Here is a 15,769-nt window from a genome sequence, read left to right as displayed (position 1 = left end):
TCACAGCGACGCGAGGGTCTTTCGGACGTCGTCCCAGTGACTCCCCTTCCAGAACCACTGCCCGCAGTCCCGACAGCGCCACACCGCCTCGTCACCCGGGTCGGGGGCGTAGTCGGGCGTCGGCTCCCCCGGAACCCGTTCGAGCGGACCGTTGCACGCCCCGCAGCGACCCGGCTCCTCGGCCAGCGTGAGGGGGACGCCCGCCGCGCGGAGTTCCCGGAGTTGTTCGCGGGTGTCGAGCGAGCCGAGGAGAAGCGCGTCGTCGGCGCGCTCGCTCAACGGTACGTCGCGCGTGACGAGCGTCCGTCCCTCCTCGCGGGCGACGGCGAGCAGGCGGGCGTCGTCCTCGACGCCCCTGTCGAGCGCGTAGGCGACGTCGTGGCCGCACATCCTGAGGTAACTCCTGAGCCCGCCGCACATGGCGTCGAGGAGGAGGTCCATCACAGGCCGAGGAAGTCCTCGACGGCTTCGACCGACCACGTGTTGAGCACGTCGTCGGCCGTCGCCCAGCCCCGGCGGGCGGTGTGGACCCCGTAGCGGACGAGGTCGTAGCTCTCGGGGCGGTGGGCGTCGGTGTCGACGGCGATGGTCGCGCCCGCCTCGACGGCGACCTGCACCGCGCCGCCGCGGAGGTCGAGGCGGTTCGGGTTGGCGTTGACCTCGAGCGCCGTGTTCGCGTCGGCCGCGGCCGCGGCGACCGTCCCGACGTCGAAGTCGAGGCCCGAGCGCCGGTTCAACATCCGGCCCGTGGGGTGGCCCAGCACGTTCACCTCGGGGTGTTCCACGGCCCCGACGAGGCGGTCGGTCCCGTCGCCGTCGAGCGCGCTGTGCGGCGAGGCGACGACGCAGTCCAGTTCGGCGAGGAGGTCGTCGCCGACCGAGAGTCCGCCCTCCTCGTCGATGTTCGCCTCGACGCCCGCGAACACCCTGATGTCGACGTCGTCGGCCACCGCGCGTATCTCCTCGAGTTGCTCTCTCAGTTCGTCGTCGTCGAGACCGACGCCGCCGACCATCCCCGGCCCGGTCGCGTGGTCGGAGACGTTGAGGTAGTCGTAGCCGCGCTCGGCCGCGCCCTCGACCATCTCCCGAATCGAGTGGCGCCCGTCGGACCACGTCGTGTGGAGGTGGAGGTCGCCGCGGACGTCCTCCACGCGGACGAGGTCGGGCAGGGTGCCCTCGGCGGCCGCCCGCACCTCGCCGCGGTCCTCGCGGAGTTCCGGCGGGACGAGCGGGAGGTCGAGTGCCGCGTACACCTCCTCCTCGGTGGCGCCGGCGACCCGCTCGCCGGCGCGCTGGTGGTCCTCCGCGTCGTCCACGTCGGCGACGTCGAAGACGCCGTACTCGTTGACCTTCAGGCCCCGCTCGATGGCCCGGTCGCGCACGCGGATGTTGTGGTCGCGACTGCCGGTGAAGTACTGCAGCGCCGCCCCGAACTCCTCGGGGACGACCACCCGGAGGTCGACGCGGATGCCCGCCGAGCGGACGGACGCCTTCCCGGTCCCCGCCTCGATGACGACGTCGGCTTCCTCCCAGTCGGTGAACGCGTCGACGACGGCCTCCGCGTCCTCGCTCGCCACGAGGAGGTCGACGTCGCCGATGGTCGGCTTCCAGCGCCTGAGCGACCCGGCGACCTCGCAGCGCTCGACGGCGGTCACGTCCGCGAAGTGACGCTGGATGTCGTCGGCCAGCGGGCGGGCGTCGCCCAGCAACTCCCGTTCGTTCGAGCGGCGGGCGAACTCGACGTTCGACAGGATGTTCTCCTCGGTCTTCGCGCCGAACCCGGACACCTCGCGTATCTCCTCGGCGCGGGCGGCGGTCTCGAGGTCGTCGAGGGTCCGGACGCCGAGTTCGCGATAGAGCGTCCCGACCGTCTTCGGACCGACGCCCTCGACGCTCGTCAGCCCCGCCATGTCGACGGGGAGGTCGGCGCGCAGTTCCTCTAGCTCCTCGATTTCACCGGTCTCGACGTACTCGACGACCTTCGCGGCGATGGCGTCCCCGACGCGGTTCACCTCGCTGACGGCGTCGGCCCCGCCCTCGCGGGCGAGGTCGGCGACCGAGGTGGTGTGCTCGCGGACGTTCTCGGCCGCCTGCCGGTAGGCCCGCGGCTTGTACTCGACGTCCTGGGCCTCGAGCAGGTCGGCGAACTCCTCGAGCAGGTCGGCGAGTTCGTCGTTGCGGACGCTCACGAGCGCCCCCGTCGACCGCCGTCGTTGCCGAGCGCCTGCTTCAGGAAGCGCATCCAGCGCTTCTGGTCGGCGGCCTCCTGCGCGCGCGCCTCGGCCTCGATGTTCGAGGGACCGAGGCTCCCGAGCGCCTCGAGCGCCCGGTCGATACCGATGATGCTCTGGACGAGGGTCTTGCCCTCCTCGTAGCTCACCTCGTCGTTCTCGATGCGCTGTTTGCGCTGGAGGCGTTCGCGCCGGAGGTTTCGCTTGGCCTGCTCGACGCGCTCTCGCTCGCCCTCCGGGACGGTGTCGCGGCGCTTTATCTCGAAGACGAACGTCCGGAGGTCGACCTCCTCGTCCTGGACGGTGATGGTGTCGGGGATGCTCGCGCCGACCGTCGCGCCCTCGCGGTCGATACGCTCGAGCAGCCGTTTTCGCTCGAACTCCTGCATACCCGGTCTAGGGGCGCCGACACCAAAAGTCCGAACGAAAGGCGTAATGGCCGGGCCGTCACACCCTCGGACATGAGTGACGAGGAAGAGGAGTCCGGCCCCGTCGTCGAACTCGGGGAGGGCAACGCCGTCGAGGGAACGCCGTTCGCCCGGCTCGCCTCCCGGCTCCACTACGGCATCGGGAAGAGCGAGGTCGTCCGGCGCGTGGGCGACACCGAGATTCGAACCCCCGACGGCCCGCGAACCGTCGAGAGCGTCCTCGGAGACACCGACGAGACGTACTTCACCACCCGCGAGTCCCTCGAATCGACGGTGCGCGACGTCGTCGGTACCGGGCCGGTACCGACGACCGACGAGCCGGCAGGCCCGGACGACGACGCAGACGAGGACGCCGACGCCGACGACACCGACGACGAGTAACCCCCGGAACCCCTATCCACTTTACTCTCGCCGCCCTATCGAGGAGCGATGACGCTCCCTATCGACCCCGAGACGCTCGACGCCGAGGACATCGGCGAGAAGCAGGCGACGCTCCACATGGACCACGACGAGGCCGTCGAACACGTCCGCGAGACGTTCACCGACGCCGGCTTCGGCGTCCCCGTCGAGTTCTCGCCCTCCGAACTCCTCAACGAGAAGGTCGACGCCGACCGCGACCCCTACTACGTCCTCGGGGCGTGTAACCCGGCGATGGCCGACCGCGCCCTCGACATGAGCCTCCGGATGGGCGGCCTCTTCCCCTGCAACGTCGTCGTCTGGGAGGAGGAACCGGGCGTCCAGCGCGTCTACCACCTCAGCATCATGAAGGCCGGCCGCCTGCTCGGTATCGCTCCCGATAGCGAGGCGTGGCAGGCGCTCGTCGACGACACCGGCGAACTCGTGGAGGAGGCCTTCGGGAACCTCGACGGCGAGGAGTGAACGCGCGACGAGCTGAGCTCCGGTCGCGACGGTCCACCTCCGGCGTCTTCGACGCGGTGTTCGAGGTCTCCTCGACGTCCCCGACGGTCTCAGCTCTCCGCCGGCGTGTTACGTCCGCTGGCGCGCCACTTGAGGTAGGCGAGCGCGAGCAGTCCGGGGACGCCGAACGCGCCGAGTGCGAGCAAGCCGACGACCATCAGGTCCGTGGGTGTGACGAGCATATCAGGTTCCGTAGTCGGTGAGCGTCGCCTGGACGCCGGCGACCATCTGCGAGGAGCGCCGGAGGCGCGCGAGGTCGACCGGCAGGCGCGGCGCGAGCGTCCGGACCGCGTCGTGGAAGGTCTCGGCCTCGCCCGGCTCGCCCTCCGTGAAGGCTTTCCGGACCGACTCGCGGACCTGCCAGACGCCGGCCGGCCCCCAGTAGTCCTCGGTGACGTGCCGGAGGACGAGCACCTTCGCCTGTCGGCCGCGGTCCGCGAGGTGTTCGAGGGCACCCAGACGGGCGGCGTAGTACGCCCCTGCGGTCTCCTCGACGTAGCCCGAGCGTCCCTCGTAGCCCTCGTAGTCGGTCGCGAGGAGGTAGCCCGCCTCGGGGTCGTAGTTCCAGATGCTTCCGGGGGCCTTCATCTCGACGAGTTCGTACTCCCAGCGCCCGGGTGCGAGTACTACCCAGAAGCGGTTGCCGAGGTACTCGTTGTAGTACACCTCGACGGCGTCGACGCTCGGGGCGTTCCGAATCTGCCCGCGGAGGAACCCGCCGACGGTGTCGTCGACGGCCGTGATGGACCACCGCGTCGGGACGAGCTTTCGCTGCCGGGACTCGCCGAGCGCCCCCGCGGACAGGATGCGGTTGATGTCGTAGACGTCGAACCCGCGGTTGTAGAGGTAGTTCATCGCTCCCTCCGCGCGCCAGTCGTCGTCCGAGAGGGTCTTCTCGACGGCGCGCGGGACGTGCGGGTTCTCCGCGAGCTGGGCGTCCCTGGCGGTCGCTCGCGGACCGGTCGGCGTCGAGATGTCCGTGAGGCCGACGTCGAGGTCGATGTTCACCGGACCGTCGAGACCCACTTCGACGTCGACCGGTCGGTCGGCGATGGCCACCTCGCGCTGGACGCCGACGAAGCCGTCCCACTCGTCGGCGACGTGGACGTTCGTCCGCTGGGTGGAGTTGAGCAGGTTCGTCCGCGCCTGGAACACGTCGTCGATGGTGTAGCCCCGGCGATACCACTCGCTCGACGTCTCGTAGTCGGCGGCGTGTTCGGCGTCGCTCACCGGGGCGAGCACCCCCGCCGAGACGTCCGGGTACGACGAGCGGCCGACGAAGATGGAGGGGGCGGTGCTCCCGAACAGCGAGTCCCCCTGGACGACCTCCTCGAAGCGTCGCTCGACGTCGCTCAGGTAGTCCGTGATGGCGTAGGACTTCTCCTTCGCCAACCGGCGCATCCGGACGGACTCGTCGACGTCCAGTCCGTCGATGTACTCGTCGAGCCGCATTCACCGACCGTTGGCGGGGAACGGGTTTGACCCTTCGGTGCGGACCGGAAGTGGTCGTGACTCGGCGGACCCGAGTGGCGAACAGGCGACGCGAGGACGGACCGACGGCGAGGCGTCACGCTCCCGCGGAGCGCCGTCGGGCGAAGGTCACGACACGGGGTCGCTGGCCCCGGCCTCGGTTATGAACGTTCGGACGGCTCTCGGGGTGAGATGGGTATCGAGACGAGAGTGATGACGACTGGCGGAGAAAGCGGCGGACTCGACGACTAGCTGTGGATGCCCATGGCTTCGATCTGTTCCTGGTACCGGTTGCGGATGGTGACCTCGGTGACCTGGGCGACGTCGGCGACCTCGCGCTGGGTCTTCTTCTCGTTACAGAGCAGGGAGGCGGCGTAGATGGCCGCCGCCGCGTACCCCGTCGGCGACTTCCCCGACAGCAGGCCCTTCTCGGCCGTTGTGGTGATTATCTCGTTGGCCTTCGACTGTACCTCCTCGCTGAGGTCGAGTTCCGAACAGAACCGCGGGACGTACTTCTTCGGGTCGACGGGTTCCATCTCCAGGGAGAGTTCCTGGGAGATGTAGCGGTAGGTCCGACCGATCTCCTTGCGCTCGACGCGCGAGACCTCGGATATCTCCTCGAGGCTGCGCGGGATACCCTCCTTGCGACACGCCGCGTACAGCGCGCTGGTGGCGACGCCCTCGATGGAGCGCCCGCGAATGAGGTCCTCGGCGAGCGCGCGGCGGTAGATGACCGAGGCGACCTCCCGGACGGAGCGCGGCACTCCGAGGGCACTCGCCATGCGGTCGATTTCGCTCAGGGCGAACTGGAGGTTGCGCTCGCCGGCGTCCTTCGTCCGAATGCGTTCCTGCCACTTGCGCAGGCGGTGCATCTGGCTGCGCTTCTTCGAGGAGATGGAGCGGCCGTAGGCGTCCTTGTCCTTCCAGTCGATGGTCGTCGTCAGCCCCTTGTCGTGCATCGTCTGGGTCGTCGGTGCCCCGACGCGGGACTTCTGCTGTCGTTCCTGGTGGTTGAACGCCCGCCACTCCGGTCCGGGGTCTATCTTCTCCTCCTCGACGACCAGCCCACAGTCGTCACAGACGAGCTCCCCCCGGTCTGTGCTCTTTACAAGGTGGTCGGACCCGCACTCGGGACACTCCCTCGTATTTTCCCGTTCTGTGTGATTCTCCTGCTCGCGCTCCCGGGTACGGGTGGACCGTGTCATCGCATTTTTATAGTATTACGGGACCAATATATATGACTTTGGTCACCGGAGGTCCGAACGGGCGGCTTCGAAACCGACGACGGCGGGACGTCTGACGGCGATTCACCAGTGGTGTTGACCCGTGACCGCAACCGACTTGGGGTGGCCGGGGGGAGTCGGAGGTATGCCGACCATCGAGTGCGACGCGGACGCGGCCAGGGAGCGCCTGCGCGAGGCGGGCGTCGCGGTCGACCCGGGGAACACGGACCACGAGCGCTGGCGGGCCTCCCACGGGGGCGCGACGGCCGTCGCCTACGACGGCAAGGTCGTCGTCCAGGGGCGGACCCCCGCGCGCCTCGTCGGCCTCCTCGAGGGGGGCGGCGGGCGTGCACACGTCTACTTCGACGGCGCCGCCCGCGGCAACCCCGGGCCGGCCTCCGTCGGGTGGGTCATCGTGACGGGCGACGGTATCGTCGCCGAGGGGGGCGAGCGCATCGGCCGTGCGACGAACAACCAGGCGGAGTACGAGGCGCTCGTCCGCGCGCTGGAGGTCGCCGCGGACTACGGCTTCGACACCGTCGAGATACGCGGCGACTCCCAGCTCGTCGTGAAGCAGGTGACCGGGGCGTGGAACACGAACGACCCCGACCTCCGCGAGAAACGCGTCCGGGTCCGAGAAATCTTAGAGCGGTTCGACGACTGGTCGCTGAGCCACGTTCCGCGAGAGATAAACGACCGCGCGGACCACCTAGCCAACGAGGCTCTCGATGACCGAGGTTCCTGACGACATCGTGACGGAGGCGACGCGACTCACCCGCAACGCCCGGGACGCCGTCGACCCGGCGGAGGCACGGGCGGCCCGCGAGCGCCGGGACGACCTCGTGGCGGCCCACGACTTCGTCGCGCGCGAACGCGAGGAGGACGCGACGCTCGTGCTCTACCCCGAGGAGTGGCTGGAGGGGGAGACGGTCCGCATCGAGTGTATCGACGACACCGACCGGGCCATCGAACGCCCGCTCGAGGGGCCCGGGAACGAGGCCGACTGGGAGTCGGTCGAGGCGCACAACCGCGCCGTCGCAGAACGGGTCGCCGAGGTACACGGGTCGACCCACGGCGAGAACGCCGCCGCGTTCGCCGACTTCATGGGCAATCACTACGCGAGGCCCATCGAGACGGCGACCGCGTCGATGCGCGAAGAGTTCCTCACGGAGTACTACCCGCGTAACGCGTGGCCCTCGAAAGAACAGCGTGCTGTGGTCGAGAAGTCGCTCGACCTGACGGTACGGACGGCGCGCGAGTCCTGACTTACTCGGCGCTGTCGACGAGCGTGCGGAGTTCGTCCGCGCGCTCGCTGTCGGTGACGAACCGCGAGAACACCCAGCGCAGCTGGCCGAGGACGGCCTCCTTGCCCTCCTCGGTCAGCGCGTACTGGTTCGTCCGCTTGTCGAGTTCGCTCTTCTCGACCAGCCCCATCTCGACGAGGTCGTCGAGGTTGGGGTAGAGTCGCCCGTGGTTGACCTCGGAGCCGTAGTAGTCCTCGAGTTCGCGTTTGATCGCGAGGCCGTACCGTGGTTCCTCCGAGAGGATGACCAGGATATTCTGCTGGAACGCCGTCAATTCACGCCCGATGCCCGGTTCGCCGGAGACTGACTGTGCCTCTGACATAATCGGATACATGTCACGGTAGTACATAAAAGTTCTCAACTAACCACGGATTTGTAATCATTTTCGACGGACGGCACGTGGGTTTGTGTATAGACCGACGGCTATTCAGTGGCTATTTATGTAGCCCGTAACGCGTCGCTTCGAATAGATGTCGGTCCGGAGGCCGAAAGTACTTTTTGGCCCACTGTCGCACCTCCGTTGATGGCTAACCTCTGGGAAGACCTCGAGACCGGCCCGGACGCGCCGGAGACGATTTACGCGGTCGTCGAGTGCCTGAAGGGCGAGCGTAACAAGTACGAGTACGACAAGGACATCCCCGGCGTCGTCCTCGACCGCGTCCTGCACTCGAACGTCCACTACCCCGCCGACTACGGGTTCATCCCGCAGTCGTACTACGACGACGAGGACCCCTTCGACGTGATGGTGCTGGTCGAGGACGCGACGTTCCCCGGGTGCATCATCGAGGCCCGTCCGGTCGCGCTCATGAAGATGGACGACGACGGCGAACAGGACGACAAGGTCATCGCCGTCCCGACCGAGGACCCCCGGTTCGACCACGTTCAGGACCTCGACGACATCACGCCCCAGCTCCGCAACGAGATTGACGAGTTCTTCACGACCTACAAGAACCTGGAGAAGGGGAAGGAAGTCGAGACGCTCGGCTGGGAGGACAGACAGGCCGCCTACGACGCGATCGAACACGCCCAGGACCTCTACGACGAGCACTTCGCCTGACCCGTCCATTCCTCGCGGTTATCGTGGACGGACGGCCGAATGTGTTATAATTATGAGTAATCTTTTGTACCCGAGTGTGCTAGGTCGACCCGTAATGTCCACCCGAGAACCGTTCGGCTGTCACCACCTCACGGTCGTCCCCGAGAACTTCGACCCCGACGCGGGGCGCGAGCGTCGGCGCGCGTGGCCGTCCGGGCCGGCCCCCGACGGGCTCGAAACCGCGGACGCGGACGCGGACGGAGACGTCGACACCCCCACCGACCGGTCCGAGTGAGCGCGTGACACGGCGTGCGGGCGTCACAGCCACGGGCAACCGTTACCGCCGAAAAGAAGCTTCTTGTGTGAGTGCGCCGGACGCGCTATCATGGGACTGTTCGACCGCCTTCGCGGCGATGACGGGCCACGGGTCGCCTTCTTCGGTATCGACGGCGTCCCCTACTCCTTGCTGAGCGAGCACACAGACGAGTTCCCCAACCTCGCGTCCATCGCGTCGGAGGGGACGGCGGGGGCCATCGACAGCATCGTCCCGCCGGAGTCGAGCGCGTGCTGGCCGGCGCTGACCACGGGCGTCAACCCGGGCGAGACGGGCGTCTACGGGTTCCAGGACCGCGAGAACGGCTCGTACGACACCTACGTCCCGATGGGCCGCGACGTGCAGGCGACGCGCGTCTGGGACCGCGTCGAGACGGCCGACCGCGACGCGACGGTGATGAACGTCCCCGTCACGTTCCCGCCCCAGCGCAACGTCCAGCGGATGGTCAGCGGGTTCCTCTCGCCGAGCGTCGACAAGGCGGCGTACCCCGACGACCTGCGCGACACCCTCCAGGACCTCGACTACCGCATCGACGTGAACGCGAAACTCGGCCACCAGGAGGAGAAAGCGGAGTTCATGGAGGACGCCCACGCGACGCTCGACGCCCGCTTCGAGGCCTTCAAGCACTACATCCTGGAGGACGACTGGGACCTCTTCTTCGGCGTCTTCATGACGACCGACCGGGTGAACCACTTCCTGTTCAAGGACTACGAGCGCGACGGCGAGAACAAGGAGCTGTTCATGGAGTTCTACCGCAAGGTCGACGACTACCTCGGTCAGCTCCGCGACATGCTCGACGACGACACGACGATGGTCGTCGCGAGCGACCACGGCTTCACCAGCCTCGACTACGAGGTCCACTGCAACCAGTGGCTCAAAGAGGAGGGCTGGCTCGACTTCGAGGGCGACGACCCGAGCGAACTCGGGGACATCTCCGACGACACCCGCGCGTACTCGCTCATCCCCGGGCGGTTCTACATCAACCTCGAGGGGCGCGAGCCGCGCGGGAGCGTCAGCGAGGAGGACTACGAGGCCGTCCGCGACGAACTGAAGGCGGACCTGGAGGCGCTCGAGGGACCGGACGGCGAGGAGGTCGCCTGGCGCGTCGTCACCAAGGAGGAGGCGTACCGCGGCGACCACGACGACATCGCCCCCGACCTCACCGTCGTCCCGAACCACGGTTTCGACCTGAAGTCCGGGTTCAAGGGCGAGGGCGACGTCTTCGGCGTCGGCCCGCGCAACGGCATGCACAGCTTCGACAACGCCTGCCTGTTCATCGACGACCCCGACGCCCGCGTCGGCGACGCCGACCTCCTCGACATCGCGCCGACCCTCCTCGACCTGATGGACGTCGAGTACGACCGGACGTCCTTCGACGGCTCCAGCCTCGCGCGCTGAGCGCTCCCCGTCCGCGAACCTTCCCTCCACAGTTACCCGTCCGCCGCGTGAACGGAGCGTATGCCCCCCGCCCCGCGAACGACGCGAGAGGCCCTCACGCGGATTCAGGTACTCGTCCGTCGGCGCGGCCTCTCGCTCGCCGCCGCCGGTATCGCCTACTACGCGCTCGTCTCGCTGATTCCGCTGCTGGTGCTCGCCGTCGTCGTCCTCACCGCCGTCGCCGGCGACGAGGTGGCGTCGTTCGTCCTCCGACAGGCCGGCGAGATACTGTCGCCGAGCGGTCGGGCCACCATCCGCGAGACGGTCCGCGACGCGAGCGGCCGCACCGGCGCGTTCGCACTCGGGTCGCTCGTCCTGCTGTGGAGTTCCGTCAGGCTCTTTCGCGGGCTCGACACCGCGGTGGCCGTCGTCTACGACACGCCAGAGGACGACGACCTCCTCGGCCAGTTCGTCGACGCCGTCGTGGTGCTCGTCACGATTCTGGCGCTGGCGGGCGTCCTCGCCGGCGTCGACCTCGCCGTCGGTCTCAGCGAGTCGCTCCACACGGGCGTCCTCCGCGGGCTCGTCCAGCTGGTCGCGCTCACCGTCGCGCTGTTGCCCCTCTACTACGTCCTGCCGGACGTGTCGCTCCCGGTCCGCGAGACCCTCCCGGGGGCCGTCGTCGCCGCCGGCGGGTGGACCGTCCTCGGGACGGCCTTCGAGACGTACGCCGCGACCGTCGGTACCTCGCTCTACGGCGCGCTCACGGGCATCGTCGTCTTCGTCACCTGGCTCTACTTCTCCGCGCTCGTCCTCCTGCTCGGCGCCGCGGTCAACGTGGTGCTCGCGGGCCGCGACTGACTCTTTAAGTACCGGGACGGGACCACCTCGACTCGATGGACCCGAACTCGAAGGCCGACGCGCTCGTCGCTCGCGTCGACGCGCTCGAACGTGCCCTCACCGACGGCCGCGACCTGCCCGACCTCGCGCCCGAGGCCGACCGCGCGGCCCGACTCGCGGCGGTCGAAACCCGGCTGGACGACCTCGACGACCGCCTCGCCGACGTGGAAGCCGCGACGCGGGCGGTCCGGGGGTACGTCGGGCAGGTTCGCCACGCCGACCGCGAGGTCGAGCGCCGCGCCGACGCGGCGCTGGCCGCCGTCGAGGAACTGGAGGCGACGCTCGACGGTGCCGGAACGGACGCCCCGCTCGCGTCGGCCGACGCGACGACACCGGCCGCCTCGTTGGCGACGCCGGTGACGGACGACGACCGCCCCGACCCCGCGGTGACCGACGGAGGGGGGGCTCGTGACGACGCCGACCGCGGGATAGTCGCTCGCCTCCGGGACGCCCTGTCGTGACGCTCCGGGTCGTCCTCGCGGTCCTGCTGACCGTCGCGCTCGTCGGCGTCTCGCTCCCCGCCATCGACCGCGCGGGGGTGGCCGCGAGCGATGCGGCCCTCGACCGCCGGGCCGACGGCCTCGCGACGGCCGCCGAGAACGTCTGCCTCGACAGCGCACCCGTCGCCCCCGGGACGCCCGGCGCGCGACGGTCCGTCCCGGTGACGCTTCCCGAGCGGTCGCTCGCGCGGGCGGGGGTCGAGCGGGTGCGAATCGACGCCGGGGGCGTCCACTGGCGGGTTCGGGGCGCACCCCCCGACGACCGTCGGTTCGACGTGCCGGTGGTCGTCGACGCGGACCCGCTCGTCCTGCGCGGGGCGGGCACGCACCGCCTCTCGCTGACCTGTGAGCGCCGACCCGACCACCCGGACGGGGTCGCCGTCCTCCGGCGGGCGTAGGTTTATGACGTGGAGGGCGACCAGCGCCGTCCATGTTCGGTATCGACCTCGACCGCTTCCGCGCCGACGGCGCGACCGACCGCGGCTGCGGCTGTCTCCCTCGCGTCGAGGGTGAGACGCTCCACGTCGACGCGACGGACTGCGACGCCGACGGCGTTCTCGAACGCTCGCCCGGCTGCCGCGCGGCCGTGGTCGACGCGCTGACCGACCGCGACGTCGAGCGGGTCACCGTCCGCGCGGCGGGCGTCGAGCGTGCCTACCGCGGCGCTGCGGCCGCGTTCCTCGTCGCCGCCGGGCGCTTCGTCGCCGCGGCCGCCCACTACGACGGACGCCTCGCCGACCGCGCCCGGCGCGACCCCCTGCTCGCCGCCGAACAGGCGGCCGGGCGTGCCGGCCCGCTCGCTCGCGTCGCCGCCGAGTGCGGTCTCGTCGAGGGGGCGGCCCGGGCCGACGGGTACGAAGACGCCCTCCGTCCCGCGGTGGGACCGACCGTCGCCCGCTCGCGGGTCGCCGTTCGACCGCCGTCAGACGCTCGGCTGGTCGACCGCCGGGAACTCGACTCCGGGGCGGTCGTCCGGCGCTACGAGCGCCCGGCGGACGAACTCCCGCTCTACCACCTCGTCCCGGTCGAACACACGTTCGACGCCGCGGCGCTCCGGACGCTCGACGCGGCGGCCGAGCGCCTCGCCCGCGGCGAGGTGGGTGGCGACCGCGCGGCCGGTCGAGCCGTCAGGGCCGTCGCGGACGGGGACGTCTCCGTCGAAGACCTCGTCGCCGTCCTCCGGAAACACACCGCCGGCGTGGGCGTGCTCGACGACTTCTTCGCCGACCCCGACTGCTCGGACGTGTTCGTGACCGCCCCGGCCGCCGCCGCCCCGCTCCGCGTCCGCGTGGCCGACGAGACCCTCCGGACGAACGTCCGACTGACCCGCCGGGGCGTCGAGACGCTCGCGTCGCGCTTCCGACGGACGAGCGGTCGGGCGTTCTCCCGAGCCGCCCCGACGCTCGACGCGGCGACGACCGCCGCCGGCCGTCGGGTCCGCGTCGCCGGCGTGACCGACCCCGTGAGCGACGGCGTCGGCTTCGCCTTCCGCGCCCACGAGCGCGAGGCGTGGACGCTCCCCGCGCTCGTCGCCAACGGGACGCTCCCGGCGGCCGCGGCGGCGCTCTGCTCGCTGGCGGTCGACCGCGACGCCGCCTGCCTCGTCGCCGGCGGGCGCGGCGCCGGCAAGACGACGCTGCTCTCGGCGCTCTGCTGGGAACTCCCCGCCGCGACACGGGTCGTCGCCATCGAGGACACCCCCGAGCTTCCGGTGAGCGCGCTCCGCGAGCAGGGCCGCGACGTCCAGCGACTCCGGACCGACGACGGCGGCCTCGCACCGGCCGACGCGGTCCGGACCGCGCTCCGACTGGGCGACGGCGCGCTCGTCGTCGGCGAGGTCCGAGGGACGGAGGCGCGCGCGCTCTTCGAGGCGATGCGCGTCGGCGCGAACGACGCGGCCGTCCTCGGGACGATCCACGGCGACGACGGCGCCTCCGTCCGGGAACGACTCGTCTCCGACCTCGACGTCCCCGAGGGTGCCGTCGGTACGACCGACCTGCTCGTCACCTGCGCGGCCACGCCCGACGGTCGCCGGGTGACTGGTATCGAGGAGGTCCGCGCGACCGCGGAGGGCGTCGGCTTCGTCCCTCTCTACGACCGGGGGACGGAGGGCCTCGTCCCGACCGGTCGCGTCGCCCGGGGCGAGAGCGACCTCCTTCCGGCGCTCGCGCGCCCCGACGAGCGCTACGCCGACCTCCTGGCGGCCCTCGACGCCCGGCACGAGTGGTTCGAGCGACTGGTCGGCGACGACCTGACCGACGCCGAGCGCGTCGTGACCGAACACGCCCGCCGCCGGGGTCGATGAGGACCGACACGTTCGGGTGGGTCACGAGCACGGACCGCCGCCGTCTCGCCCGGCGCCTCGTCCCCGCCGTCGCGGGACGCTCGCGCGAGCGCTACGAGGCCGTCCTCCGGGCGCTCCCGACGGACCGAACGCTTCGCGACGTGTTCGACCGGGCGCTCGCGCTCGGCGGGACGGGCGCGGCGCTCGTCCTCGTCGCCGGCGGCCTGCTCGTCCCTCGCTCGGCCGTGACCGTCGCGCTCGGTGCCGTCGCCGTCGGCACCCTCCTCGCCGTCGGCGTCTGTCACCTCCCGCCGTGGGTCGCGCGCGCCCGGCGGACGGCGGCGCTCGGTGCCGCCCCCGACCTCGTCAGCCGCGCCGTCCTCCGGATGCGCCTGACGCCCACGGCGGAGACGGCCGCCGCCTTCGCCGCGCGGACCGGTCGCGGTCCGCTCGCGGCGAGCCTCGCTCGGCACGTCGAGGCCGCCCGCGGAACCCCCGGGTCGGGCCTCGCCGCCTTCGGCGAGCGGTGGGGCGAGGCGTACCCGGCGCTCCGGCGCGCGACGCACCTCATCGAGGCGGCGAGCGCCGCCCCCGCCGGCGAGCGCGCCCGGGCGCTCGACCGCGCGACGCGCGCCGTCCTCGACGGGACGCGCGAGCGACTGGCCGACGCGACGGCGTCGCTCTCGGGGCCGCTGTCGGCGCTCTACGCCTTCGGCGTGTTCCTCCCACTCGCGCTCGTGGCCGTCCTCCCGGCCGGCCGCGCCGCGGGCGTCCGCCTCACGCTCCCCGTCGTGGTCGCCCTCTACGACGTCCTCCTCCCGGTGCTCACGGTCGCGGCCTGCGTCGCGCTCCTCGCGCGCCGTCCCGTGACGTTCCCCGCCCGCCCGGTGCCCCGGTCGCACCCCGACGTCCCCGGCGTCCGACGCCGGGCGGCGCTCGCCTTCGCCGCCGTCGTCGCTGGCGGCGGTTCGGCGACCGCGCTGGCGGCCGCCGTCCTCCCCGTCTGGACGCTCCCGCTGGCGGCCGTCGGCGTTGGGTCGGGCGCGGCGCTCCTCGTCTGGTTCCGGCCGGCCGTCGCCGTCCGTCGGCGCGTCCGCCGCGCCGAGGACGGCCTCTCCGACGCGCTCTACCTCGTCGGACGGCGCGTCGACGAGGGGCGGTCCGTCGAGCGCGCGGTCGAACTCGCCGCCGAGGAGGTCTCCGGGGAGACGGGCGACGTGCTCGCGCGGGCCGCCCGTCGTCAGCGACAGCTCAGGGTCGGCGTCCGCGAGGCGTTCCTGGGGGAGCACGGCGCGCTCGCGCGGACGCCGAGCACGCGCCTGCGGAGTACGGCGGACCTCCTCGCGGTCGCCGCGCGTGAGGGCCGACCCGCCGGCCGGGCGGTGGTCTCGATGGCCGACCACGTCGAGGAGCTCCGGACCGTCGAGCGCCGGTCCCGTCGGGAACTCTCGCGGCTGACCGCGACGCTCTCGAACACGGCGGCCGCGTTCGGCCCGCTCGTCGCGGGCGTGACCGTCGCGCTGGCGGCCGCGCTCGACGGTCGGTCGCTCTCGGCGGGGGCGTCGACCCTTCCGACGGACGGTCTCGGCCTCGCGGTCGGCGCGTACGTCCTCGTCCTCGCCTGCGTACTGACGGCGCTCGCGACCGGTCTCGACCGCGGATTCGACCGTGCGCTCGTCGGCTACCGGGTCGGCGGCGCCCTCTGCTCCGCGACGGTCGTCTATCTCGCCGGGTTCGCCGGCGCCCGCCTCCTCGCGTAGGTTC

At 71.1% G+C, this 15,769-nt stretch carries 19 protein-coding genes; 12 read left to right on the top strand and 7 right to left on the bottom strand.

Annotated elements, in window-relative coordinates:
* From P1Y20_RS08375 to P1Y20_RS08365, 3 genes are read right to left on the bottom strand one after another with little or no spacing between them, the layout of a single operon-like run.
* Complete coding sequence (locus P1Y20_RS08375; protein ID WP_304448208.1) at positions 1–441, bottom strand: Mut7-C RNAse domain-containing protein; 441 nt, start codon at positions 439–441, stop codon at positions 1–3.
* Entirely contained in the window at positions 441–2,189 is a 1,749-nt protein-coding gene (gene polX, locus P1Y20_RS08370) for a DNA polymerase/3'-5' exonuclease PolX (protein ID WP_304448207.1), read from the bottom strand. Before polX ends, P1Y20_RS08375 begins: the two co-directional genes overlap by 1 nt.
* Complete coding sequence (locus tag P1Y20_RS08365; protein WP_304448206.1) at positions 2,186–2,620, bottom strand: DUF5788 family protein; 435 nt, start codon at positions 2,618–2,620, stop codon at positions 2,186–2,188. Before P1Y20_RS08365 ends, polX begins: the two co-directional genes overlap by 4 nt.
* Positions 2,621–2,692: 72 nt before the next feature.
* Here P1Y20_RS08365 and P1Y20_RS08360 point away from each other — a divergent pair, with 72 nt between their 5' ends.
* On the top strand, positions 2,693–3,040 hold the full coding sequence (locus P1Y20_RS08360; protein ID WP_304448205.1) for a DUF5789 family protein: 348 nt from the start codon (positions 2,693–2,695) through the stop codon (positions 3,038–3,040).
* Between the two features lie 48 nt (positions 3,041–3,088).
* On the top strand, positions 3,089–3,538 hold the full coding sequence (locus P1Y20_RS08355; protein ID WP_304448204.1) for a DUF302 domain-containing protein: 450 nt from the start codon (positions 3,089–3,091) through the stop codon (positions 3,536–3,538).
* Between the two features lie 89 nt (positions 3,539–3,627).
* Here P1Y20_RS08355 and P1Y20_RS08350 read toward each other — a convergent pair whose 3' ends face one another.
* The 3 genes from P1Y20_RS08350 to P1Y20_RS08340 form a co-directional block, all read right to left on the bottom strand.
* Positions 3,628–3,759, bottom strand: a complete 132-nt coding sequence (locus tag P1Y20_RS08350; protein ID WP_304448203.1) for a hypothetical protein — start codon at positions 3,757–3,759, stop codon at positions 3,628–3,630.
* A 1-nt stretch (position 3,760) separates the two neighbouring features.
* A complete protein-coding gene (nreA, locus tag P1Y20_RS08345) occupies positions 3,761–5,029 on the bottom strand; it encodes a DNA repair protein NreA (protein ID WP_304448202.1) in 1,269 nt (422 codons plus the stop codon).
* A 266-nt stretch (positions 5,030–5,295) separates the two neighbouring features.
* Positions 5,296–6,252 (bottom strand): transcription initiation factor IIB, encoded by a 957-nt coding sequence (locus P1Y20_RS08340; protein WP_304448201.1) that lies wholly within the window; start codon positions 6,250–6,252, stop codon positions 5,296–5,298.
* A gap of 163 nt (positions 6,253–6,415) precedes the next feature.
* Between P1Y20_RS08340 and rnhA the strand changes: the two genes are divergently transcribed.
* Both rnhA and P1Y20_RS08330 read left to right on the top strand, forming a co-directional pair.
* A complete protein-coding gene (gene rnhA, locus P1Y20_RS08335) occupies positions 6,416–7,015 on the top strand; it encodes a ribonuclease HI (RefSeq protein ID WP_304448200.1) in 600 nt (199 codons plus the stop codon).
* Positions 6,999–7,535, top strand: a complete 537-nt coding sequence (locus tag P1Y20_RS08330) for a DUF7108 family protein (RefSeq protein ID WP_304448199.1) — start codon at positions 6,999–7,001, stop codon at positions 7,533–7,535. The genes rnhA and P1Y20_RS08330 overlap by 17 nt, the downstream gene beginning before the upstream one ends.
* A 1-nt stretch (position 7,536) precedes the next feature.
* Here P1Y20_RS08330 and P1Y20_RS08325 read toward each other — a convergent pair whose 3' ends face one another.
* Positions 7,537–7,896, bottom strand: coding sequence for a PadR family transcriptional regulator (locus P1Y20_RS08325; RefSeq protein ID WP_304448198.1), 360 nt, complete (start codon positions 7,894–7,896; stop codon positions 7,537–7,539).
* Positions 7,897–8,097: 201 nt separating this feature from the next.
* Between P1Y20_RS08325 and P1Y20_RS08320 the strand changes: the two genes are divergently transcribed.
* The 8 genes from P1Y20_RS08320 to P1Y20_RS08285 all read left to right on the top strand — a co-directional run bounded on the left by P1Y20_RS08320 (position 8,098) and on the right by P1Y20_RS08285 (position 15,765).
* Positions 8,098–8,631 (top strand): inorganic diphosphatase, encoded by a 534-nt coding sequence (locus P1Y20_RS08320; protein WP_304448197.1) that lies wholly within the window; start codon positions 8,098–8,100, stop codon positions 8,629–8,631.
* A 94-nt stretch (positions 8,632–8,725) separates the two neighbouring features.
* Positions 8,726–8,905: a hypothetical protein gene (locus P1Y20_RS08315; RefSeq protein WP_304448196.1), complete on the top strand. Its 180-nt coding sequence runs from the start codon at positions 8,726–8,728 to the stop codon at positions 8,903–8,905.
* 90 nt (positions 8,906–8,995) lie between these two features.
* Complete coding sequence (locus P1Y20_RS08310; RefSeq protein WP_304448195.1) at positions 8,996–10,342, top strand: alkaline phosphatase family protein; 1,347 nt, start codon at positions 8,996–8,998, stop codon at positions 10,340–10,342.
* Between the two features lie 60 nt (positions 10,343–10,402).
* A complete protein-coding gene (locus P1Y20_RS08305; RefSeq protein WP_304448194.1) occupies positions 10,403–11,182 on the top strand; it encodes a YihY/virulence factor BrkB family protein in 780 nt (259 codons plus the stop codon).
* 35 nt (positions 11,183–11,217) lie between these two features.
* A complete protein-coding gene (locus P1Y20_RS08300) occupies positions 11,218–11,682 on the top strand; it encodes a DUF7310 family coiled-coil domain-containing protein (RefSeq protein WP_304448193.1) in 465 nt (154 codons plus the stop codon).
* Entirely contained in the window at positions 11,679–12,119 is a 441-nt protein-coding gene (locus P1Y20_RS08295; protein WP_304448192.1) for a DUF7311 family protein, read from the top strand. Before P1Y20_RS08300 ends, P1Y20_RS08295 begins: the two co-directional genes overlap by 4 nt.
* A gap of 32 nt (positions 12,120–12,151) precedes the next feature.
* A complete protein-coding gene (locus tag P1Y20_RS08290) occupies positions 12,152–14,026 on the top strand; it encodes an ATPase, T2SS/T4P/T4SS family (RefSeq protein WP_304448191.1) in 1,875 nt (624 codons plus the stop codon).
* A complete protein-coding gene (locus P1Y20_RS08285; protein ID WP_304448190.1) occupies positions 14,023–15,765 on the top strand; it encodes a type II secretion system F family protein in 1,743 nt (580 codons plus the stop codon). The genes P1Y20_RS08290 and P1Y20_RS08285 overlap by 4 nt, the downstream gene beginning before the upstream one ends.
* Positions 15,766–15,769 lie beyond the last annotated feature (4 nt).

The organism is Halomarina ordinaria (assembly GCF_030553305.1).
Taxonomy (GTDB): domain Archaea; phylum Halobacteriota; class Halobacteria; order Halobacteriales; family Haloarculaceae; genus Halomarina; species Halomarina ordinaria.
Note: the sequence above shows the minus strand (reverse complement) of the source record. Positions and strands in the feature narration are given on the sequence as shown.